Annotated in this window: 9 protein-coding genes; 7 read left to right on the top strand and 2 right to left on the bottom strand. The window is 61.6% G+C overall.

What is annotated here, in order from left to right; all coding sequences use genetic code 11:
• The first annotated feature begins 130 nt into the window (after positions 1-130).
• Positions 131-1,792, top strand: a complete 1,662-nt coding sequence (locus IAE40_RS21630) for an AMP-binding protein (RefSeq protein ID WP_200603845.1) — start codon at positions 131-133, stop codon at positions 1,790-1,792.
• Between the two features lie 54 nt (positions 1,793-1,846).
• Here IAE40_RS21630 and IAE40_RS21625 read toward each other — a convergent pair whose 3' ends face one another.
• Positions 1,847-2,008 (bottom strand): hypothetical protein, encoded by a 162-nt coding sequence (locus IAE40_RS21625; protein WP_172964780.1) that lies wholly within the window; start codon positions 2,006-2,008, stop codon positions 1,847-1,849.
• 139 nt (positions 2,009-2,147) lie between these two features.
• On the opposite strand from IAE40_RS21625, the gene IAE40_RS21620 reads away from it, so the two are divergent.
• The 3 genes from IAE40_RS21620 (at position 2,148) to glgB (ending at position 10,015) form a co-directional block, all read left to right on the top strand.
• Entirely contained in the window at positions 2,148-4,181 is a 2,034-nt protein-coding gene (locus IAE40_RS21620) for an alpha-1,4-glucan--maltose-1-phosphate maltosyltransferase (RefSeq protein WP_200603844.1), read from the top strand.
• Between the two features lie 110 nt (positions 4,182-4,291).
• Positions 4,292-7,603 (top strand): maltose alpha-D-glucosyltransferase, encoded by a 3,312-nt coding sequence (gene treS / locus IAE40_RS21615; RefSeq protein WP_200603843.1) that lies wholly within the window; start codon positions 4,292-4,294, stop codon positions 7,601-7,603.
• 201 nt (positions 7,604-7,804) lie between these two features.
• Positions 7,805-10,015 (top strand): 1,4-alpha-glucan branching protein GlgB, encoded by a 2,211-nt coding sequence (glgB, locus tag IAE40_RS21610; protein ID WP_200603842.1) that lies wholly within the window; start codon positions 7,805-7,807, stop codon positions 10,013-10,015.
• A gap of 45 nt (positions 10,016-10,060) precedes the next feature.
• Here glgB and IAE40_RS21605 read toward each other — a convergent pair whose 3' ends face one another.
• A complete protein-coding gene (locus tag IAE40_RS21605) occupies positions 10,061-11,137 on the bottom strand; it encodes an autotransporter domain-containing protein (RefSeq protein WP_200603841.1) in 1,077 nt (358 codons plus the stop codon).
• Positions 11,138-11,627: 490 nt separating this feature from the next.
• On the opposite strand from IAE40_RS21605, the gene IAE40_RS21600 reads away from it, so the two are divergent.
• The 3 genes from IAE40_RS21600 to IAE40_RS21590 are packed head-to-tail and all read left to right on the top strand — an operon-like array spanning position 11,628 to position 24,481.
• Positions 11,628-16,259: an Ig-like domain-containing protein gene (locus tag IAE40_RS21600; RefSeq protein ID WP_200603840.1), complete on the top strand. Its 4,632-nt coding sequence runs from the start codon at positions 11,628-11,630 to the stop codon at positions 16,257-16,259.
• 42 nt (positions 16,260-16,301) lie between these two features.
• On the top strand, positions 16,302-20,882 hold the full coding sequence (locus IAE40_RS21595) for a neuraminidase-like domain-containing protein (protein ID WP_200603839.1): 4,581 nt from the start codon (positions 16,302-16,304) through the stop codon (positions 20,880-20,882).
• Positions 20,879-24,481, top strand: coding sequence for a hypothetical protein (locus IAE40_RS21590; RefSeq protein WP_200603838.1), 3,603 nt, complete (start codon positions 20,879-20,881; stop codon positions 24,479-24,481). Before IAE40_RS21595 ends, IAE40_RS21590 begins: the two co-directional genes overlap by 4 nt.
• The last annotated feature ends 53 nt before the right edge of the window (positions 24,482-24,534 follow it).

The following is a 24,534-nucleotide window of genomic DNA, read 5'->3' as shown; positions in this document are numbered from 1 at the left end:
TTGACGTAAACGTAAACCTGCCTTTTCGGGCTGTCAATTGGATCATCACCTTTACGTAAACGTAAATGTGCGCCAGAGTACCCTTCGCTTGCTTCAGTCATGCCCAGAACAACCACAAGAAGGGACACTCATGAGTCAACCAAGCTACACCCGCGGCCGCCAGGACCGGCCCCTGCTGACCCAGACCATCGGTCAGGCGTTCGATGCCACCGCCACCCGCTGGCCCGAGCGCGAGGCCCTGGTGGTGCGCCACCAAGGCCTGCGCTACAGCTGGCGCGCGCTGGCCGAGCAGGTCGAGGTGCATGCCCGGGCGCTGATTGCCCTGGGCGTGGCCGGTGGAGATCGAGTCGGTATCTGGGCGCCGAACTGCGCGCAGTGGTGCATCCTGCAGATCGCCACGGCGAAGGTCGGTGCGATCCTGGTCAACATCAACCCGGCGTACCGGGTGGGCGAGCTGGAGTATGTGCTGCGCCAGTCCGGCTGCAGCTGGCTGGTGTGCGCCGATGCCTTCAAGTCGTCCGACTATCACGCGATGGTCCAGGAACTGGTGCCCGAGCTGGGTGCGCAGCCACTGGCGAGTGAACGCCTGCCGGACCTGCGTGGCGTCATCAGCCTGTCGTCCACTCCGCCCAGCGGTTTCCTGCCCTGGGATGCGCTGGCCGAACGGGCAGGGCAGGTCGATGCCCAGACGCTGCAGGCGAGGCAGCAGGGCTTGCAGTTCGACCAGGCGGTGAACATCCAGTACACCTCTGGCACCACTGGCGCGCCGAAAGGCGCCACGCTCAGCCACTACAACATCCTCAACAACGGCTTCATGGTCGGCGCAAGCCTGGGTTTGAGCGAACGGGACCGCATGGTGATCCCGGTGCCGCTGTACCACTGCTTTGGCATGGTCATGGCCAACCTGGGCTGCATCACCCACGGCAGCACCATGATCTACCCCAACGATGCCTTCGACCCCGCGTTGACGCTCCAGGCTGTGGCCGAAGAGCGCGCCAGCATCCTCTATGGCGTGCCGACCATGTTCATCGCCATGCTCGACCACCCGTCGCGCAGCACCCTGGACCTCTCGAGCCTGCGCAGCGGCATCATGGCCGGCGCTACCTGCCCGATCGAGGTGATGCGCCGGGTGATCGAGCAGATGCACATGGGTGAGGTGCAGATCGCCTACGGCATGACCGAGACCAGCCCGGTGTCGCTGCAGACCGGCCCTGGCGACGAGCTGGAGCTGCGCGTGACGACGGTCGGACGCACGCAGCCGCAGTTGGAGACCAAGCTGGTGGATGCGCACGGCGTGATCGTCCCGCGTGGCGAGATCGGCGAGTTGTGCACCCGCGGCTACAGCGTGATGCTCGGCTACTGGAATAACCCTGAAGCCACTCACCAGGCGATCGATCCGGCGCGCTGGATGCGCACGGGCGACTTGGCGGTGATGGACGAGCAGGGCTATGTGCGCATCGTCGGGCGCAACAAGGACATGATCATTCGCGGGGGCGAAAACATCTATCCGCGCGAGCTCGAGGAGTTCTTCTACACCCACCCGGCGGTAGCCGATGCTCAGGTGATCGGTATTCCGTGCAGCCGCTACGGCGAGGAAATCGTCGCCTGGATCAAGCTGCACCCCGGGCACAGCGCCACGGTCGAGGACTTGCAGGCCTGGTGCAAGGCGCGCATTGCGCATTTCAAGGTGCCGCGGCATTTCCGCTTCGTCGACGAGTTTCCGATGACGGTGACCGGGAAGGTGCAGAAGTTTCGGATGCGCGAGATCAGCGTCGAAGAACTGCAGCTGTAAGGGATAAGTGGCGGGTGCAGCTTGGCGCTTGCAACTCGCCACATGCAGCTATCCTCAAGCTTTCACCGGCGGCTCCTGGCTCGGCGGATCACCTACCGTCGGTGGCACGGTCGGCTTGATCGGCAGTTCGTCCGGATCTTCCTCGGGCACCGGCGGCGGCAGCGCCGGGTCGTCGATGTTCGGATCGGGCGTCTCCGGTGGAATGGGAATGTTCATGGCCTGACCTCGCGCGGTGGATGAAGAGGTTCTGCAGGCTTCGACCTGCCGTGCCAGCCATTCGCTCAATTTTTTTGAACCCGCCGCGCACCCACGGCTCTGAACCCTTACCGCCACCAGCTTAGGGGAGCAAGGTTCGATGTCTGGTAATGAGCCCGTCGCAAAAGCGCCTTTCGAGCAAGTGCCCAAGGCCAACGATCATCCCGACCAGGCCATCAGCCTGTCCCAGGCCTTGCTGGCGCCACGCATCGTGATCGAGGACACCACGCCCGTGCTCGACGGCGGCACCTTCGCGGTCAAGGCGGTAAGCGGGCAGGCGGTTCAGATCACCAGCAAGGTCTACAGCGACGGCCATGACCGCCTGGCGGTGGTCTTGCACTGGCGCCAGGCCCACAGCCGCCACTGGCATGGCGTGCCGATGACTTCGGCAGGCAACGACCTGTGGGTTGCCGAGTTCACCCCAGTGGAGCTGGGCTTGCACCTGTTCGGCATCGAAGCCTGGATCGATCCCTACGCCACGTACTGTCACGACCTCGAGAAGAAGTATCACGCCGGTGTCGAGGTCAAGCTGGAGCTGGAGGAGGGCAGGCTGCTGCTGGGTAAGGGCATCGAGCGCAGCGAAGGGCCGTTGCGCGAGCAGCTCGAGCAGTTGCAACAGCGCTTGCCGACGCTGGCACCGGACGATCAGGTGGCGTTGCTGCTGAGCCCCGAAAGCGCCAGCCTGATGAGCCAGGCCGAACACCGCAGTTACCTGACCCGCAGTCCCGAGCTGCCGCTGGACGTGGACCGCGAGCGCGCCCTGTTCGCCAGCTGGTACGAACTGTTCCCACGCTCTGTCACCGACGATCCGGCGCGCCACGGCACGTTCGACGATGTGCACCAGCGCCTGCCGATGATCCGCGACATGGGCTTCGACGTGTTGTACTTCCCGCCCATCCATCCCATCGGCAAGCAGCACCGCAAGGGGCGCAACAATGCCCTGCAGGCGGGCCCCGACGATCCGGGCAGCCCCTACGCCATCGGCAGCCCAGACGGCGGCCACGACGCCATCCACCCGCAACTGGGCACCCGCGAAGACTTCCGTCGGCTGGTCGCCGCTGCCGCCGAGCACGGCCTGGAAATTGCCCTCGACTTCGCCATCCAGTGTTCCCAGGACCATCCCTGGCTTACCGAACACCCGGGCTGGTTCAGCTGGCGCCCGGACGGCACCATTCGCTACGCCGAGAACCCGCCGAAAAAATACCAGGACATCGTCAACGTCGATTTCTATGCGCCCGAGGCCGTGCCCTCGTTGTGGTTGGCACTGCGCGATGTGGTGGTCGGCTGGGTCGAGGAGGGCGTGCGCACCTTCCGTGTCGACAACCCGCACACCAAGCCGCTGCCGTTCTGGCAATGGCTGATCGCCAATGTGCGCAGCCAGTACCCTGATGTGATCTTCCTGGCCGAGGCCTTTACCCGGCCGGCGATGATGGCGCGCCTGGGCAAGGTCGGGTACGCGCAGAGCTACACCTATTTCACCTGGCGCAATACCAAGCAGGAGTTGCGCGAGTACTTCGAGCAGCTCAACCAGCCGCCGTGGAGCTTGTGCTACCGGCCGAACTTTTTCGTCAATACCCCCGACATCAACCCCTTTTTCCTGCAGACCAGCGGCCGCGCCGGTTTTCTCATTCGCGCGGCGCTGGCGACCATGGGCTCGGGGCTGTGGGGCATGTACTCGGGGTTCGAGCTGTGCGAGGGCACGCCCTTGCCGGGCAAGGAGGAGTACCTGGATTCGGAGAAGTACGAGATCCGCCCGCGCGACTTCACCGCGCCTGGCAATATCGTCGCCGAGATCGCCCAGCTCAACCGCATCCGCCGACAGAACCGCGCCTTGCAGACGCACCTGGGCGTGGCCTTCTTCAACTGCTGGAACGACCAGATCCTGTATTTCGCCAAGCGCACGCCCGAGCGCGACAACTTCATCCTGATCGCCATCAGCCTCGACCCGTACAACGCCCAGGAAGCGCATTTCGAACTGCCGCTGTGGGAGCTGGGGCTCGATGACAGCGCCGATACGCAAGGTGAAGACCTGATGACCGGGCACCGCTGGACCTGGCATGGCAAGACCCAGTGGATGCGCATCGAGCCTTGGCACCAGCCGTTCGGCATCTGGCGAATCAGCAAGCTCGGCTGATCCCTGTGCCGGGGTGGGCTTTTGCGGGCGTGACCCGACAAGCCCGCCGCCACTCACAAGGCCGCTCCTGCACAGGGGCGTGCCGAACCCAGAATTGAAAGGAGTCGCACATGGCCAAGCGTTCTCGCCCGGCAGCCTTCATCGACGACCCGCTGTGGTACAAGGATGCGGTGATCTACCAGTTGCACATCAAGTCGTTCTTCGATTCCAACAACGACGGTATCGGGGATTTCGCCGGCCTGATCAGCAAGCTCGACTATATCGCCGAGCTGGGTGTCAACACGCTCTGGCTGCTGCCGTTCTACCCCTCGCCGCGCCGTGACGACGGCTATGACATCGGCGAATACAAAGCTGTGCACCCTGACTATGGCAGCATGGCCGACGCCCGGCGCTTCATCGCCGAGGCGCACAAGCGCGGGCTGCGGGTGATCACCGAGCTGGTCATCAACCACACCTCCGACCAGCACCCCTGGTTCCAGCGTGCCCGCCACGCCAAGCGCGGCAGCAAGGCCCGGGACTTCTACGTGTGGTCGGACGACGACCAGAAGTACGACGGCACGCGGATCATCTTCCTCGACACCGAGAAGTCCAACTGGACCTGGGACCCGGTCGCCGGCCAGTACTTCTGGCATCGCTTCTACTCGCACCAGCCGGACTTGAACTTCGACAACCCGCAGGTGATGAAGGCGGTGATCGGGGTCATGCGCTTCTGGCTCGACATGGGTGTCGACGGTCTGCGTCTGGACGCGATTCCGTACCTGATCGAACGCGACGGCACCAATAACGAGAACCTGCCCGAGACCCATGACGTGCTCAAGGCGATCCGCGCCGAGATCGACGCCAACTACCCTGATCGCATGCTCCTGGCCGAGGCCAATCAGTGGCCGGAAGACACCCGCCCGTACTTCGGCGAAGGCGATGGCGACGAATGCCACATGGCCTTCCATTTCCCGTTGATGCCGCGCATGTACATGGCCCTGGCCATGGAGGACCGCTTTCCGATCACCGACATCCTGCGCCAGACCCCGGAGATTCCCGCCAACTGCCAGTGGGCGATCTTCCTGCGCAACCACGATGAGCTCACCCTGGAGATGGTCACCGATCGCGAGCGCGACTATCTGTGGAACTACTACGCCGAGGACCGCCGCGCACGCATCAACCTCGGTATCCGCCGGCGCCTGGCGCCACTGTTACAACGCGACCGCAGGCGCATCGAACTGCTGACCAGCCTCCTGCTGTCGATGCCCGGTACTCCGACGCTGTACTACGGCGACGAGCTGGGCATGGGCGACAACATCTATCTCGGTGACCGTGATGGGGTGCGCACACCCATGCAGTGGTCGCCAGACCGCAACGGTGGCTTCTCCAAGGCCGACCCGCAGCGCTTGGTGCTGCCGCCGATCATGGACCCGTTGTATGGCTACCAGACGGTCAATGTCGAAGCCCAGAGCCACGACCCCCATTCGCTACTCAACTGGAACCGGCGCCTGCTCGCGGTGCGCAAGCAGCAGAAGGCCTTCGGTCGCGGCACCTTGAAGATGCTGACCCCGAGCAACCGGCGCATCCTCGCCTACGTGCGCGAGTACACCGATGCCGACGGCAACAGCGAGACCATCCTGTGCGTGGCCAACGTCTCGCGCGCGGCGCAGGCCGCCGAACTGGACCTCTCGCAATATGCCGAGCGGGTGCCGGTGGAAATGCTCGGAGGCAGCGCATTCCCGCCCATCGGCCAGTTGCCGTTCCTGCTGACCCTGCCACCGTATGCCTTCTACTGGTTCCTGCTGGCCTCCCACGACCGCATGCCCAGCTGGCACATCCAGCCTGCCGAAGGCTTGCCGGAACTGACCACGTTGGTGCTGCGCAAGCGTCTGGAGGAGTTGCTCGAAACGCCGTCGGCAGACACCTTGCAGGCGTCGATCCTGCCGCAGTACCTGCCCAAGCGGCGCTGGTTCGCCGGCAAGGAAGGGCCGATAGACGCGGTGCGCATTCGCTATGGCGTGCGTTTCGGCACGCCGTCCACCCCGGTGTTGCTCAGCGAGCTGGAGGTGCTCAGTGACGGTGTGACCAGCCATTACCAACTGCCGTTCGGGCTGCTGCCTGAAGAGCAGATCCACAGCGCCTTGCCCCAGCAGCTGGCGTTGTCGCGGGTGCGCCGAGGTCGACAGGTCGGGCTGATCACCGATGCCTTCGTGCAGGAGTCGTTCGTGCGGGCCGTGTTACGCGCCTGCCAGGATGACACCCGCCTGCCCTCGAGTGCCGGCGAGCTGCGCTTCGAGTGTACCGAGCAGCTTGCTGGCCTGGCGCTGGGTGAGGACAGTGAGGTGCGCTACCTCAGTGCCGAGCAGTCCAACAGTTCGGTGGTGATCGGTGAGCGCGTGGTGCTCAAACTGATCCGACGGGTCAATCCCGGCATTCACCCGGAACTGGAAATGAGCGCGTACCTCACCGCGGCCGGCTTTGCCAATATCTCGCCGCTGCTGGCCTGGGTCAGTCGGGTGGATGAGCAGGCGCAATCCCACCTGCTGATGATTGCCCAGGGTTACTTGAGTAACCAGGGCGATGCCTGGTCATGGACCCAGAACACCCTGGAGCGAGCGATCCGCGACGAGATGGAGCCCACGCAGGGCAGTGCCGAGGCGCACACTGATGCCTTGTCGGAACTTTCGGGTTTCGCCACCTTGTTGGGGCAGCGACTCGGTGAGATGCACCTTTTGCTGGCCGCGCCCACCGCCGACCAAGCCTTTGCACCGCGCCCCAGCGACACCCAGGACAGTGAGCGCTGGGGCCGGCAGATCAATGCCGAGCTCAGCCGCGCCCTCGAGCTGCTGGCCCAGCATCGTGAGCAACTGGACAGCGAAAGCCAGGCGTTGGTCGATGACCTGCAACAGCAACGCGAAGGCCTTGCCCAGCACATCGAGATGCTCGCACGCCAGGCCCAGGGCGGCCTGCTGATGCGCGTGCATGGCGACCTGCATCTGGGTCAGGTACTGGTGGTGCAAGGCGATGCCTACCTGATCGATTTCGAAGGCGAGCCAGCACGGCCGTTGGACGAGCGCCGGGCCAAGCACAGCCCGTACAAGGATGTCAGCGGCGTGCTGCGCTCGTTCGACTATGCTGCAGCGATGATCCTGCGCAGCGCCTCGGCGGTAGACCTCTCCGATGCTGCGCGCCAGGCTCGTCAACGGGTTGCCCGGCAGTACCTGCATCAGTCGCGTCATGCCTTCGTCGAAGCCTACGGCCTGGCCACCGCCGCCATTGCCCATGCCTGGCAGCACGCCGAGGGCGAGCGCGCGGCGCTGGAGCTGTTCTGCCTGGAGAAGGCGGCCTACGAAATCACTTATGAAGCCGACAACCGACCCGGCTGGCTGGCCGTGCCTTTGCATGGTCTGCATGGGTTGATCAGTACTTGGGGCGAAGCATGAACCCTGTAGGGAAGGCAGTGTTGCCTGGCACCGGCTGCGCCGGTGATCGCGGGACGAGCCCGCTCCCACAGGTTCTGTGGTGCAGTTGGGGGGGCGCTGACAATCCTGTGGGAGCGGGCTCGTCCCGCGATCATGGGCGCAGCCCGTGCCAGGCACTGCGTTACTTTGAAAAATATATGGAATATGGAAAGGGGCAGTGAGATGAATGCATCAACGCGTAGCAACGGCGGCCTTCGCCAACGCGATCTCGACGCCCTGGCGAGCGCCGCGCACGCAGATCCGTTCGCGGTGCTCGGCCCGCACGTCGACGAGGCGGGCGACGAAGTCATCCGCGCCTTCCTGCCCGGTGCCTTGAACGCCCGGGTGCTGGCGCGTCACGACGGGCGCATCCTCGCCGAGATGGAGCAGGGCAGCCTGCCGGGCCTGTTCAGCGCGTACCTGGACGAGCGCCAGCCCTACCTGCTGCAGATCGGCTGGGCCGGAGGCGAGCAGGTCACCGAGGATCCCTACAGCTTCGGTCCGCAGCTTGGCGACATGGACCTGTACCTGTTCGCCGAGGGCAATCATCGTGACCTGTCCGGGCGCTTCGGTGCCCAGCCGATCCAGGTCGACGGCATCGACGGCGTGTGCTTCTCGGTCTGGGCGCCCAACGCCCGGCGCGTCTCGGTAGTGGGCGACTTCAACAACTGGGACGGCCGTCGCCATCCCATGCGCCTGCGCCACGATGCCGGGGTGTGGGAGCTGTTCATCCCGCGCCTGGCCGTGGGCGAAACCTACAAGTTCGAAGTGCTGGGGGCGCACGGCGTACTGCCGCTGAAGGCCGACCCGCTGGCCCGCGCCACCGAACTGCCGCCCAGCACGGCCTCGAAGGTCGCAGGTGCGCTCAGCCACGACTGGCGCGACCAGCAGTGGATGGAGCAACGTGCCCAACGCCATGCCTATAGCGCACCGTTGTCCATCTACGAACTGCACGCTGGCTCCTGGCGCTGCGAGCTGGACGAAGCCGGTGAGGTCGCGCGTTTCTACAACTGGCGCGAGCTGGCCGAGCGTCTGGTGCCCTATGTGCAGGAACTGGGTTTCACCCATATCGAGCTGCTGCCGATCATGGAGCATCCCTTCGGTGGCTCCTGGGGCTACCAGCCGCTGTCGCTGTTCGCACCCACCTCCCGCTACGGCAGTGCGGAAGATTTTGCTGCTTTCATCGATGCCTGCCACCAGGGCGGCATTGGCGTGATCCTCGACTGGGTGCCAGCGCATTTTCCCACCGACGAACATGGCCTGGCGCGCTTCGACGGCACCGCACTTTACGAGTACGACAACCCGCTGGAAGGGTTTCACCAGGACTGGAACACGCTGATCTACAACCTCGGGCGCAACGAGGTGCGAGGCTTCATGCTCGCCTCGGCGTTGCACTGGCTCAAGCACTTCCACATCGACGGCCTGCGCGTCGATGCCGTGGCCTCCATGCTGTACCGCGACTATTCGCGCAAGGCCGGCGAGTGGGTGCCCAATCGCCATGGCGGCCGTGAGAACCTCGAGGCGATCGACTTCATTCGTCAGCTCAACGACATCGCGCTGCACGAGGCGCCCGGTGCGCTGATCATCGCCGAAGAGTCCACTGCCTGGCCGGGTGTCAGCCAACCCACGCAGCAGGGCGGCCTGGGCTTCGCCTACAAGTGGAACATGGGCTGGATGCACGACACCTTGCACTACATCCAGAACGATCCCGTGCACCGCGCCCATCACCACAACGAGATGAGCTTCGGCCTGATCTACGCCTACTCCGAGCATTTCATCCTGCCCATCTCCCACGATGAAGTGGTGCACGGCAAGCACTCGCTGATCGACAAGATGCCCGGCGATCGCTGGCAGAAATTCGCCAACCTGCGCGCCTACCTGACGTTCATGTGGATGCACCCGGGCAAGAAGCTGCTGTTCATGGGCTGCGAGTTCGGCCAGTGGCGCGAGTGGAACCACGACCAGCAACTGGATTGGTACCTGTTGCAGTATTCCGAGCACCAGGGCGTGCAGAAGCTGGTGGGCGATCTGAACCGGCTCTACCGCGAGCTGCCGGCCCTGCACGAGCAGGATTGCCAGCCCCAGGGCTTCCAGTGGCTGATCGGCGACGACGCTGCCAACAGCGTATATGCCTGGCTGCGCTGGAGCAGTGCCGGCGAGCCGCTGCTGGTGGTGGCCAACTTCACCCCGGTGCCGCGTGAGGGCTATCGCATCGGTGTGCCGTTCGGCGAGCGCTGGGTCGAGTTGCTCAACAGCGACGCAGAGCTGTATGCCGGGAGCAATGTCGGCAATCTCGGGGCGGTGGCCGGCGAGGCGGTGGCAAGCCATGGGCAGCCGCTGTCGCTGGCTTTGAACCTGCCGCCTTTAGGGGTTCTGGTCATGAAGCCCGCCTGATGTCGCGGCGCATCCTCCTGGAGGAGGATGCGCCGTACTCGTTGATCACCAGCGCATCCGCACCCCCAGACTGCCAATCAATCCGTTCAGGTCATTGTCATCCACATCACTGCTGTAGTCGGCACTGACGAACAGCGCCACCGTCGGCGTGACCCGCGCCACCAAACCCAGGCCCAGTTCCACGGTCGCTGCACTGCGCGAGCTGGAGATCTTGTCGACCTGATCCAGTTTCACCGCATCGCTGTCGTTGAAGTCGTACCAGACGTTGGTCCGCACGTAGGGTTCGATCGGCATGCCGCGCACTTCGTAGCGCCCCGACAGTTTCGCGCCCACCCGGCCACTCCAGCTCGGCTGGCTGTCGAATGCCTGCAGGGTCTCGGCCTGTGCCTGGTTACCGGGGAAGAACTGCTGGTTGATCAACTGCGCCTGCGGCTCGATCACCCAGTGGTTGCCCAGGCCGATGGGGAAACCACCCTCGACCGAGAAGGTCATCGCATGGCCGCTGTCGTCCAGGCGCTGGCCGCTCTGGCTGCGGCCGTTGACGTCGATGCGCGTGCCCATGGCCACCGCATCCACATGCCAGCCCTGGTCGTGGGTCATGCTCCAGTAAACGCCCAGGCTCTCGCCGCTGAGGTTGACCGCGTTGCGCTGCTTGTCACCGAGCAGCGGACGCATGCCGTTGAAGCTGCTCTGCAGAGTGTTGTGGCCGACGAACACCCCGGCGCGGTGCACGTTACCGCTGGCGGTCTCGCGTACGAACAGGTCCGGGCCGATCATCAGTTGCTGGCTGGGCGCCTCCAGTCGGGCCGGTGGCGCGGAGGCCGGTTGCGCAGCGCCGGGGAAGAATTGCGCCCATTGGCTGGCGACCAGGTCGATCGGCACGTTCCCGTGGCGCGCGCTCATGCGCTCGGAGAACGCCTGCAGGGTGCCCATCCCCAGACCACTGGCGCTCACCGGATTGAGCGACAGCAGCGGTACCGCCGGTGGCTGCATCAGGTTGGCAAAAGGGGTGTCTTCGTCAAGACCAAGCGCAAAGGTTTCCACCGGGGTTGCCAGAAGCAGCGACGTGGAAACCGCGCAGAACAGCCGGTCGAAGCGCAAAGGGTTCGATGCTCGTTTCATGGCGGATCTCCTGTTTCTTGTGGGTAACAGCCAAGGCCTGGCCTGTTGTCACGAGCTGTACGACACGAAACAGGGGGCGACACAAACCAGCACGCGGAAGTCTGCTGGCGCGCGTAAAGACGCGGGCCAGAGAGCTCGGCGCGAAGTTTTCGCAGTGGGCGTTATGTTCAGCTAAGGAGAGCGGAGGCATTGCGTCAAGAAAATGTTGGCGGGATGAGAAAATTGTGTTGTGACAGATAACTTGCTGAATGAAAACGTGATTATTGTTCGTTTAGCAATGGGGGTTCTTTGCCTAGGTTTGGTTATGCCGAAACATTGCTAGCCGAGGTTTTTGCTGTATCGGCGGTTCTTTTCCCGGCTGGCTACCTGTTATTTCTGTCAGTTTCGTGCGGGCGTATTTGTATCTAGCATCCAGTGACATCAACGAAAGGGCCAACGTATACACAGGCCTGCTTCGTTCGCTCACGCTAAGCACCGCCCGGGGGACGCCATGGCTAAACGCCAGAGCCGCAAACAAGTTGGTCTGCTTGAGAGACTGCTGGACACCGAGCCGGGAATCAAAGTCAAAATCGCCCCAGCGACCCTGGAACAAGACTCGATCATCGACCTGCAGTGCAAGACGACCGATGCGCTGATGGCGCATTATCCGGGCATGCACAGCGAGGAAGCCCGGCGACTCAAGGGGCGTCTGAATGTTGCAGCAGCGGCGGTGATGCGTGCTTTCCGGGAAAAGCGCCTGAGTGCCTCGGCGCGCCGCCCCTCGGATGAGCTAAGGGGCCCTCTGGACTTGTCCAGAGGCCCCACCTTCGAAAATCAGTTCTTGCCCAGTTGGGGCAATAACGCACATCCGCAAGCCGTGGATGCCACCACCTCGCCAGTGGCCTACCTCATCGATCTACTGACGTTCGTTCAGGAGCACGTCGAGGCCCAGGGCGATGCCGATATGATCCTGACGCTGAAAACTCGGCGCCCTGATCTGTTCGAGCGCCTGATCGATGAGGCGTTCATGAACCGTGAACTGCCGCAGGTCGAGGTGATCATCCATGTCCTGGAACAGCTGATCGAAGAGCATCGCCAGCAAGCGGACAGTGACCGCACAGCGACTGAAGACAAGCTGCTCAAGGTTCGCTATCCCATCAAACAGTTCCCCTATGAAGCGTATTGGGAGCAGATCCACACGGTGCTGTCGCATAACTCGCTGCTGATGGGCGATGTGGCACGCCTGTCGGATATCGACAGTCCTTACTTCATCCAGGCCGGCGCGCATTCACCCTGGTCCGATGCCGCGCTGCAGCAGGAAGCTACGCTTGGCCCGGTGCTGCGTGCCCTGCTGATCGAGGTTCCCTACTTCGGCACCGCGGCGTCGCAGGGCGGAAATGCGCAGAGTCCGGGGCCGAAGGCACAGGCCGATGAGCCCGGGGAGCGGTACAAGGCGTTCTACGAGGACAATTTCGGAGTACCGAATGCCATGCACCTGCATAAGGTGGTGAGCTTCTGTCAGGTGCTGCAGATCAGTCAGGACGAGATGGAGTCGTTGTTCGGCCTGGCGGCCTATGCGCCCACGCGTTCGGACAACGTGACCCGCAATGTGCTGGCCGAGGAGGTTTCGCCGGCCCTGTTCGTCGCGCGCTTCATCAACAGCGGCGGGGCCGCGCCGGTTGGGGTTGTCAGCGATGCGCAGGACCCACAGCGGCACACCTTCGAAAACCTGTCCGACATGCGTTTTGACCGCATCCAACGCCTGGTGCGCGTGGCCACCGCGTTGAAACTGACCTATGCCCAGGCCGACCAGGTGGTGTGTGCGGCAATCGATGCGGAAAAGCGCGCGGTCGCCGAAGTCAGGCGCATCAAGTCCGATGACTCGCCGCTATGGATGACGGTCAATACCCATCGGGCCTTGGGTGTGTTCCAGTTCTTGCGAGAGCGCTTTGCCTGCAGCGCTGAAGACTTTTCCGTTCTGCTCTCGGATATGGCCGTTCACGGCATCGGCGCGACTGCGAGCCATTTCGACCGGGTATTCAACAGCGACCCTACTTCGCGTCTGGTGCTCGACGGCAGTGACTTCAGCCTCTCGGGAGACGATGTCGCGAGCAAACGTACCGTCGACCAGTTATGCCGCGGGCTGGGCATCAACGTGCAGACGTTCCGTTACCTGTCGCGTCTGGTGATGCAGGGGCAAGGGGGCGACAAATTGCAGCGCTCTGTGCGCGTGGTCAGTGCCTTCTACCGCGTGACGATGCTGGCCCGTCTGCTTTCGATCACCACCATCGAGCTGCTGGCACTGTTGGAAACCCTGAGCCCCGAGGGGCTTTATGCCTTGCAGCTGGGGGGAGCACCGCAGAATGCCATGTACCGCAGTTTTGCCCAGACCGACACCCTTAGCGTCATCCATGCCATCAGCCACTGCGTGCTCTGGTGTCAGGAGCAGGACCTGCCGATCAGCTGGCTCGTGCAGCAGTTGCTGCCGGTCGAGACGCCCGATGTGGTGCCCCAGGAAATCTCTGCACTGTTCGGCGAACTCAAGACTCAGTTGCTACCTTTCCAGGCCTTCGAGCAGGCCTTGCTGGATGCCGGTGTTGTGGCCCTGCCCGCGGGTGAGTGGTTGAAAGCCTTGGAGCAGGTCGTCGATGAGAACGGCCTGCTGGCGGACACTGGCGACCCTGAACAGGACTTCGACCCTGAGCAGTACGAGCAATTTGCCGAGCGGGAAATCAAGACCGCGGTCGATCAGTTGGCCGGCGCCGACCATGGCCAGTTGGCGGATATGGACAGCGCTGAAAAGGAGCGCCTGACCGGCATTATTCTCGGCGTGGTCCTGCGCATTCGTTCGCAGCAATGGGGCGTCGTTCAGCAGAGTCTTTCACAGCTTCTGAGGGTCAATGCCGACATGGCGATCCCGATGGTCTACTGGGCCGAGGGCACAGTGCACCAACTGCTGGAGAGCGCGGTGGCCTTCGACCCGCAGCAATCCCAGTCCGATACCATGAAGGCCATGCTGGGGCTGGTGCAGCGGATGCAGCGCTGCGCACAAATCGCGACACGTTTCGAGTTGACGCCCACCTTGTTCTCCAGCCTGCTGATACGCGCGCATCGCGCCCGGTTCGGCATCGACGCCTTCGAATTATCCTTGCACACGCTCTACCATCTGGAACGCTACGCCCGTGGCCTGCGCCTGGCCAAGCAATCGGAAGCACAGCTGCTGGGCTATTTCTCGGCAATCGAGGAATTGAAGGATCTGAGCGCAAATGAACAGCGCCTGCTCAGGGACGCGGCGGCCCAGCGTATTGCGGCCTGGTTGGGCTGGGGGATCCGTGAGGTGCTGGACGTGGCTGCCCGGGTCTCGCCGGATGGCATCATTCGCGATCTGACTCAGTTGCGCATCGTGGTCGACACCAAGCTGCTGAGCGACACCACGGGGCTGAGTGCTGAATCACTGATGAAACTCAGCAGGCTGACCGCCTATTCGGGCACGCAGGACTATCGCGATGCCGCACAAGAGATGCTCAGCAGCCTTGAGAGCGACAGCGCGGAGCGCGGCAACGAGGCAGAGCTGCGTCAGAGCCTGGCCTCGCGCTGCACCGTGAGTGAAACACGCCTGATCGCACGCGCGCCTGATCAGGAAACCACGGTGGCCTTGAAACTGCTCGATATGAACAACGAGCCTGTTTCAGATATTCGCATCACCTGGTCCACCGATCTCGGGATTTTGCAGTCCCATTCCAGCTACACCGACGAGGAGGGGGTGGCCACGGTGCGACTGCAGGCAGGTATGAAGATGGGCAGCGCCCATGTGCAGGCCAGCTACCTGCTCGATGGCAAGGCGTTCGCGCCGCCGGTGGTGATCGACTGTGACGAAGAGACGGTGCGCGTGCGCAGTATCGAAGGGCGACCGGGTAACACGACGCCCCTGGAGCTCGCAGGCGGACAAGGCATTTATCGCCTGGCCGCCTTGCTTGTAGACCGTTATGACAATAATGGGGTGGATCGTCTGGTCAATTGGTCTACCACCATCGGCTACTTTGTGGACAACACCGGTGAAACCCTGACGGATCACACCGGCTACAGCCGGATTGCGCTAAGAAGCCGGGAGCCAGGCTCGGGCGTGATCCGTGCGTGGTACGCAGGCAAGCCCGATGACGTCACAGTGGTGCAGGTTGGCTTCGCCGACAGGCCCTACATCAATTCGCTCGTACTGCAATCTGCATTGGTCGTGGACGAGCCGATCACGGTTCAGGCCAAAGTCCTGGGGCTCGATGGTGAGCCGGTCGTTGGTCAGGCGATGTCCTGGTCGTGTGAAGGAGGCGAACTGGTCAGTGCCGACCCAACCTCTGATGCAGCCGGGCTGGGTAGAGCCGTACTGCAGGTGGGTACGGCTCGTCGGGTGAAGGTGACCGTGACCCTCAGTACTGCCGACGAAACCGCAGAGGCCTATCACAGCAAGGATCTGGAGTTCGACGTGCTTGCCGATGCGACGTTACGGCAGCACAGGAAGATCGGGAGCTGGCCGTTGGCCGATGGCATCAGCACGGTGGAGTACGAAATCCATATCGCCACGACCGATGGGATCCCCGTGGCGCGTTACCCCATCACCTGGAGCGTCAGTGAAGGTGGCACTCGTGCGGCCGAGCCCGCTGTCAGCTTGACAGGCAGCGATGGTATTGCCCGCTTCGATCTCAAAGGCACCACGACTGGCCAGCGCAGGGTAACCGCGAGCTGGGGCAAGGAGCAGTCCCATTCCTTCGAACAGGTGACTTTCATCGAGCCTCTCGGGTTGATGATCGAATTCGACGGCAAACCTTTGGAGGGGGAGATCGTCATTACGCCGCCTTCCGAAGGGGAAACGACGCACACCTTGACCTATCGCCTAGCTGCCGGCCATTCGCTGATCGGCCAGCAGATGTCTCTTCACGTCAGTGGTCGCAACTCGGCAGCTTCGTTGGGCTTGGTGATCTCGCCTGCGCCGGGTGCCGACAACGAACTGGGCAACGACGGCGTGACCTGGACCATCACCAGTCGCCCCGTGGCCCTGAAGACGGATGTAGAGCTGAAGTTCGGATTCTCCTATGACGCCGCTTATCCGTCGAACCTGACCGATGTCGTCATCAAGGGAGTACGGAAATGACTGCCGCGCCTTCGACTTTCGAGCTTTTGCAGCGAGGCCCACATGAAGACTGAATTGAGCCACCGACTCGCGGAACAATGGCGCGACGCACTGAGTGCGTATGCCATTCACCACGTACTGCCGGACAAGCTGCAAGCCGGTAGCCTGGGCATGATGACGGCCGATCACCTGGACCGCTACCTGATGACCGACACCCAGGTCAGCGCCGAGGTCACCACGTCTGCGTTGGCCGAGGCAATCGCGTGCGTCCAGACCTACGTCAATGCGATCCTCAACAATATCGAACAGGGCTACGGCAAGGATTTCGCTCCCGAGTTGACCCTTTTCTGGCAGCAGGCCATGTCGACCTACTCGTTATGGGCGGCCTACCAGATGATGGAAGACTACCCGGAAAACTATATCCGGGCCGACTTGCGCCTGGACAAGACGGAGCTGTTCAAAACCCTGGAGAACGACCTGGCGCAGGGCCGGATCGATGATGCGGGTGTTCAGAAGGCGCTGCTGAACTATCTGAAACGTTATGAGTTCCTGAACAACATCCGAGTCCAGGCCGGTTACATCGACTATCGCGAAGGGCACCGCGATGAGGGTCGGTTCCCGGGGTATGGCTACGCCAACGCGGATTACTACTTGCTGGGCAAGGACAATGCGACGCCTTGCGCCTATTACTGGCGCAAGGTCCAGGTCCGTCTGGACGAGGCCTCCACGTATATCCAGCCCGATGCGTGGACGGAATGGAAACCGGTGAGCATTCCGCCGGGCACGACAGTGTTGCAGATGTGTCCGGTGTTGTTCGGTGGTCGGTTGCATGTGATCTGGTGGTACTTCACCGCACCGACAAAGGTCCTCGGTGAGAACGGTGAAACAACCGACAAGCGTTCGTATGCACTGACCCTGGATATCATTCATCTTGGACTCGATAACCAGTGGACTACCCCGGAGCCACTGTGGAAGTACGACGTCGAAGTTACCGGCCCTGACACCCCGTCGCAGATACCGCCTGAGGTGGAGAGTTTCAGAGTGATGGCGGTTGCGGCGGGGCGAGTGAACGGCGATGACGATCAACTGTTCGTTTCTGTTCACGAGACCTCGAACGATGAAGCCTGGGCGGAGAAGTTCGTCCTTCAACGGGATGTCTTGAAACGTGGTACTGAGCGGGCTATCGACTCTGCTGCCAGCGAAGCCCTTTCTCGGCGATTCACCGGGAGTGCGGGCCGCTTGCCCTTTTCGCAGCGTATTGCAGCGGTTGATGCCGAGGTGAAAAGCATCAAGGGAAGTGGCAATCCTTACATTGCACTCGATGCTGAGTTCGAGCAGGGCTTGTCGGGGCGTTCACTACGAGTACGTGCGCGCTCCAGCGAGTTGCGCACGGTTGCTAAGGTTGTGGTCTTGTCGATTGACCGAATGATTCTTTATTACAACGGCATTCTCTTTGATTTCCAACTCCAAGCCTTTGAATCACAAGGTGTAACTTATCTTGCTTTTACTGCCGTTACGTTTGGGGCTCCGAACTTTGAGTCCGTCACACTCCAGCATGATCGAAAAGACGTGGCTGTATTGAAACGGTCCGACTTTTCTAGCCATTCTTTCGCCAGCCTTTTCAAGGCTGAGGCAAAGATCGATGTGCCGGAGTTTTCGCGTCCATTTACCAAGGAGTACATCCGTGAAGGCATGGGTTTCACGGTCATTGTCGACGAAACGGCGGGCGTGGCGCTGGTGGGGGCGGGAAACCGAAGCGTTCTTCTTAACGAGAATGTCTGTTTGCCGGAAGTGAAACTCGTACATAAGCAAGGCGAGAAATCGACAACCTGTTGGTCGGGGCTCTGGGTTCTCAATAGGCATGCCGTCAGCACCTGGAGCCGTCTGGAGAACGTTGCTGCGACTGGCTCGGCAACCTTCGAAGTTACCGCCGCTGGTGAAGCAACCGCCACCTTTACGGTTAACTGGGGGGCCATCTCGAGTCTGGCCGATACAACGATTCCGTATATTCACCAACAGTCCGACGGTAGCGACTTCCTCGTCTTCGATGCCATTGGTGGTGCCGACGCGCCCTTGGCCGTGCGGCTGAACTCCCAGCATGTTTCCGATTTGATCAATCGCGCCGAAGCCTCGCCCCAGGCCGTATTCGCCTGGGATGCGCAGAACCGACAGGAGCCGGCATACCGCAAGGAACTGGCCGGCGCGTTGTATCAAGGTTGGCATCCCAGTGCGGCGGACCCGTTGCTGCACATGTTCGCTGCCTATGGCAGCTACTTGCGTGAGCTGTTCTTCCATGTCCCTCACCTGATCGCATCACGTCTGCAGGAGGAGGAGCGCTTCGCCGATGCTCGGCGCTGGCTGGGGCTGATCTTCAACCCGTACCAGAAGCAGCCGCCCAGGGCGACCCCGGGCCCTGACTACTGGAACTGCGCCTGGTTGCTTCAGGACGACACCGAGGCGGCAGGGCTCGAACACGAATTGATCGAGCCTCATGTCATCGCGCTGCGCGCGCCGTCCCATTATCGCAAGGCGGTGTTCGTGCAGTACGTGAACATGCTGATCGGCGAAGCCGACCAGCACTATCGCTACCAGACCCGTGACGGCCTGGCCCACGCCTGGCTGTTGTACCGCATGGCCGCGGACCTCATGGGAGAGGTGCCGGATGCGCGGGCGATCAATACCTGGCAACCAAAAACGGTCCGCGACGTGCTCGCTGTCGGGCCGGCCGACATGCCGTTGGCCGCTAGTGGCCAGGACATCGTCCCGGCCAATCTGCCCAAGCAGCTGTCCACCTTCTTCTGGGCTGGGGTGGCGGCACATCCGGCTTTCCGCTTGCCGGTCAATCAGCAGTTGCTGGACATCTGGCAATTGCTGGCGGAGCGCTTCTACAACCTGCGGCACTTCCTGACCCTCGATGGACGCCCCATGGTGCTGCCACTGTATGCACCACCTGCGAACCCCTTCGATTTGCTGATGGCACGCATGGGGGGCGGTACCAACCTGTCGCATCTGATGGGCCAGCGCACGGTGGTGCCGCCGTATCGTTTCCGTACTCTGATCGCCAAGGCTCATGAGGTGGTGGCGACCCTGACCCAGTTCTCCGAGCAATTGCGTGTCCTCATGGAGCAGGAGGAGCGCACCGGGCTTGAAGCGTTGCAATACCAACATGCCGCCGAGATCGCCGGATACACCATTGCCATCCAGGAACAGTTGCTCGAGCAGCAGCAACAGCAGGAAGGGGTATTGCTCAAGCAGGCGCTCTGTGCCGAGGCTCGGCAAGCCCACTACACCAAGCTGGTCGAAGAGGACATCTCTGCTCTGGAAATCGCGACGATGGTTGTCCATAACTCAGGTGGGTTAATAAATGCCCAAGGTACCAGCACGACGAGCTCCTACTACGCGACACAGATGGTGCCCAGAATCTTTGGGACGGCGCAGGACACAGGGGACAAGACCTCCCCGATGATGAGTGTTGCTCAGCTTGCGTTCATGGCAGGGGGGCTGTTGCAGATCTCCGGTGACATCATGCGCGAGACGTCAGTCTACAAGCGTCGCCGGCAGGATTGGGAGCTGCAGGCAACCTTGGCCCGCAAGGACATCGATGTGATCGCCGAGCAGAGCAAGGCACAAGCCTGCGCAACCCAGGCCGCGAGGAGCTCGCTCGATCACAGCCGCAAGGTGTTGGACCAGGCCCAGCAGATGTACGCCTTCTACCAGAGCAAATCGACCAACGTATCGCTCTATCGCTGGCTGCGTTCGCAAGTGACCGCCTGGCATGCAACGTTGTTCGATGTCGCGGTGGGCTTGTGCAACAGTGCCGAAGCCTGCTGGCAGTACGAGACGGGCAACTATGACAAACGCATCGTACGTACCTCGGTCTGGCAGGCCGATCGGCATGGCCTCAATGCTGCAGGTGAACTGCGGCTGGACCTGCATCGCCTGGAGGCCGAAGCGTTGTTGCGCAATGAGCGTCATCTGGAACTGCGCAAGACCGTGTCGCTGCGTGCACTGATCGAAGAGGGCCTGGTCTTCGACAAGAATGGGGCTGCGCTTGGTGACTGGCCGGCGCTGCTCGAGGCGCTGGCCGAGAACGGCGAACTGGATTTCAGCCTTAGCGAAACGCTGTTCAACCAGGATTACCCCGGGCATTACCTGCGGCGCCTGCACAGCGTGGCGCTGTCGCTGCCTGCTTTGCTGGGGCCTTACCAGAACATCCGCGCCACATTGACCCAGACGCAGAGCCGGTTGTTGACCAAGGCCGATATCGAAGGGGTGAAGTACCTGTCGCCGCAGCTGGACCAGGGTGAAGGGGATGGGCGCTACGTCATGCGAAGTTTGCGACCCAGCCAACAGGTCTGCCTGTCGTCGGCCACGCAGGACATCGGGTTGGTCACGGCCCCCGAGAGCGATGACCGTTACTTGCCGTTCGAAGGCACTGGCGCCGTCTCCGACTGGAACCTGAAGTTCCCGCGAGTTGCCCGGCAAACCGAACTGCTCCAGGGGCTGAGCGATATCGTCATGGAGGTGCGCTACCTCGCACGGTATGGCGGTGCACTGTTCGAGCAACAAGTCGAGGCGTTGTTGTCGGAAGACGCGGCCGGGAGTTTTGCACGTGCCGTCCAATGGGGGGGAGAAGGATCATGAGCAATAGTGATGAGGTGCAGGGTATCCGGTCGATTTCGACGCGTGCGCAAAGCCTTACCAAAGGGCATGACTTTCTTAAGGATCCCTTCATTCAGAAGCCAATGGAAAGCGCTGGCCTCGAAGGTGTGTGGAGCTACGAAAAGAAAGACAGCTATGAGCTTCGTGAAAACGATGCCAGGGACGGCACGTACCTTTCACTTTTCCAGGAGGGTCGGCTCTACCAGGACTTCAGTTTCCCCGAGTGGGTTGCACAGGGATATGCCTTGGGCTGCCAGTACAACGTCTTGTACTTCACCGACAGTTGCTGGCTCAGGGTCTACGCACTCTCGGGCGGTTCGCAAGGCCAGATTATTCATGAGCAAGCGCTCAAGAACCCGGAGACCGCCGAGCAGGCTGACGAACAAGATCCCAGACCCGAAGCCGAACCTACCTGGCATACGTTGACGCCCAAGATCATCGATATACCCCCGGGCGTATCGACAATACGTGTGGCGTTCGAAACCCCCGTTGGCACGAGGGCGACGGAACTCAGCCTGCGCAACATCATTTCCGAAGTGCACCTGGCACCCTTCGAAGGGAGCGTGTTGCTGTCGCCGGGACCTGATCAGCCATCGCTTGCTCCGCAAGCCCAGCCACCGTTCAAACTGTGCCATGGCGCCACGTACAGCCTGCACGTCAGCGATGCCTGGCAGGGGCAGAAGCTGAGCGTGCTGTGGCCAGGGAATCCCGATACGTCACCCACGACATACGGGCTGACTACGAATCCGTCGCTGAATATCGACGACAGCGACGAGGAAAGCCGCTATCCGCAACCGGAGGCCGGGACCAGTACCTGGAGCTTGAGTGCGAGTGCGGCAAAGGAGGTGATGTCCGGCGCGCTACCGCTGGGCCTGGGTAGCTACTGGCGGGCCGAAAAGCATGAGCTCCAGGCGCAGTTGGGGGATTTTCGCTATGAAGTGAGTGAGGTGGCCTGGGATGGCGTGGTGCCGGTGCTGGAGTGGGGTAGCAGTACCCGGTTGACCGCAACGCTGCGCAACCTTGTCGCATCAGCGCGAACGATCGTTGGTCACAATGTGGATTGGTACCTCGACGATGTGCTCTACAAGACTGTCCCAACGGATGAGCAGGGCAAGTCGACACTTGAATTCATCCCTGAGCAAAAGGATGGTGTCGACTTCTACACCGCCGAGCTCAGCGCCCGATGCACTGATGGCCTTGGCGCAGAAAGCGACAAACTACAAGCTATCCCTGTGTACTCCCGCTCACCGTGGTCGGCCCAGTTCGATGTGTTGTTCGACGACAGGCCAATCACTGATTTCGATGAGGTCAACCTGGTGCTGGGCAGTGTCGGCGAGCATACGTTGACCTTGAAGCCCAAGTCTGCGGACGACTTTTTCATAGGCGAACAGGTGGCCATGGGTTGGCCAGGCGGCACAGCACAGCTGGACATCACCTTCAGCCCGAGCGAGCCGCAGGAAATGACTGCTGCTGGTGTCAGTTGGACCATCACGCCTGGTATAGAGCGGGATCATTTCACGCTCGAAGTCACCACGTCGACGCTGACGTTGCCCTTGTCACTCAAAGGCTTGCGCCTGGCGCCCGACCTTGAAAACGAGATCGACCTGACCCTTGCAGACGCTGTGCCGGCAAACCCGGCGCTGTTCTGGCGGGAGGAGGCGCAGACGCTGAAGGTCAACCTGAAGCCCGGCAGCCCCCTGGCGAAGATGAAAACACAAGCCTGGCTGACCTTCACCGACGGCAGCCTGAAACCGACCAGTGTCGTTGCCGCGCCCAATTACGGTGAGCGGCGGGCGATGTTGGAGGACGGGTTGAGCTGGACCCTGACCGGTGCGCAGGTGAGTGGCGCCTTTGGGGTGCAGGTTCACATGCAGGGCTTTGACAAACCGATGGTCGTCGACACTTGTTTGTTGATGTCCCGGGCTTTGGCGGACGAAGCCGAGCTGATCTATGACGAGGAGCGTGGCACTGACGAATCGATCTGGATATTCCGGCGCATGGTGCCGTCCTACGTCGCAGTCAAGCCAAAAACCGGGAGCCCGTTGGCTGAAAGCGGTTTGAAGGCCAAGTTGACGTTTGTGGAAGATGACCTGGCGCCAGAGCAGATGGAGGCCTATCCGCACTATGGGGCTGAGCAGGGGTTCACGGAGGGTGAGCCGCAATGGGAGATGCTGGGCAAACAGGCAAGCGGTGTGTTCGGGTTGGCCATTCATGTGGCGGGTTTTTCGAAGCCCCTGGTGACGGGCAGTTGCTTGCTGCTGTCGCTACGTATGGAGGATGAGTTCGACGCGTTGATAGACGGGGTGCCTCTGGTCGAGCCGCTGGTTATCCAATCTGAAGCAGAGCACACGTTGAGTATCGTGCCGAAAATGGGCAGTCCGCTAGAGCGAGATTTCCTGAGCGAGGCGTGGATCGAGTACGTCGAAGGAAGTTTGCCCCAGGCGCAGTTGATTACGCTTCCGACTTACAACGACAGACGACCGATATCCACTGCAGGCCTGGCCTGGAAGTTGACCGCCGAAGCGTCTGGCACCTTCGGGTTGACCCTTCATACAGGCGCGTTTCCAACACCACTGAAAGTGACCTCGGGCATCGCTTTGTCGCAAGACCTGAGAGATGAAGTGGATGTGAAGGTAGAAGGTCGCGTTGTCGAGGATCTGTTGGTGTTTCGGCGTTCGGTGGGCCAGACCGTTGTGCTCGTGCCGAAGCCGGGTAGCCCTCTGGCGGACCTTAAGCGAGAGGTATGGATGACACTCTCTGCAGACAGTGTGAAGGAAGGGGATGTAACGGCCTCTCCCGATTTTGGTGCGTCAAGAGTGATGTCTTCCGCTGGGTTGGAGTGGGAGGTGACTGGGGCCGACCTCAGTGGAACATTCGGCTTGGTTTTTCATGTCGCGAGTATTTCGACCGTTCGGACGCTGCCCAAATGTGTACTGTTATCCAGCAAATTGGCGGATGAAGCAGAGGTGACCCATACACCCCATTTCCCGCCTGATCCGGCGGTATTCTACCGCGAGGAATATCTGGCATTCACATTGAAGGCAAAGCCGGGAAGCCCGTTGGTTGCTGCCCGCCTCTCGGCCTGGATGGAATTTAATCCGCAGACGCTGAAAGAGGGCGACATGGGGTCATTACCCGCGTTCGGATCAAAAGTAATACTTTCACAGGCGGGAGTGCGTTGGAATACGCGAGGTCGCGAGGCCAGTGGTTATTTCAACTTGACAGTTCATGTCGACGGCTTCGATACGTCGATAACGCTCGTGCCGAATATGATGCTGTCCAGCACCGGTGCTAACGAGTTACTCCTTAGATTGTCGACCTCAGACTCGGATATGGTACTTGTCGCGGTCCCCGTCGAGGGTAGTCCAATTAACGATAAGGTGTATTCATTATACTTGTCGAGCAGCAAGCTATATCCAGGGTTCCTACCAGATCCTCCATTCCATATCGCCAGGGAGTTGAAAGGCCAATATGGTCTGGTGTGGAACCTGGGCCCTCTTTCGAGGACGGTCTCGATACTGACAGTTGAAGGAGACGACTTTCCGTGCCCGGCTTCCATTCCCTATGGCTTGCCGAGATAACGGTGCGTTTGAAGAGCGCTTCGCAAAAGCCCTCCTGGCCTTTTGATAAATGA

Source organism: Pseudomonas sp. S44 (genome assembly GCF_016624805.1).
GTDB lineage: Bacteria > Pseudomonadota > Gammaproteobacteria > Pseudomonadales > Pseudomonadaceae > Aquipseudomonas > Aquipseudomonas machongensis.
This window is presented reverse-complemented; position numbering and strand designations above follow the sequence as displayed.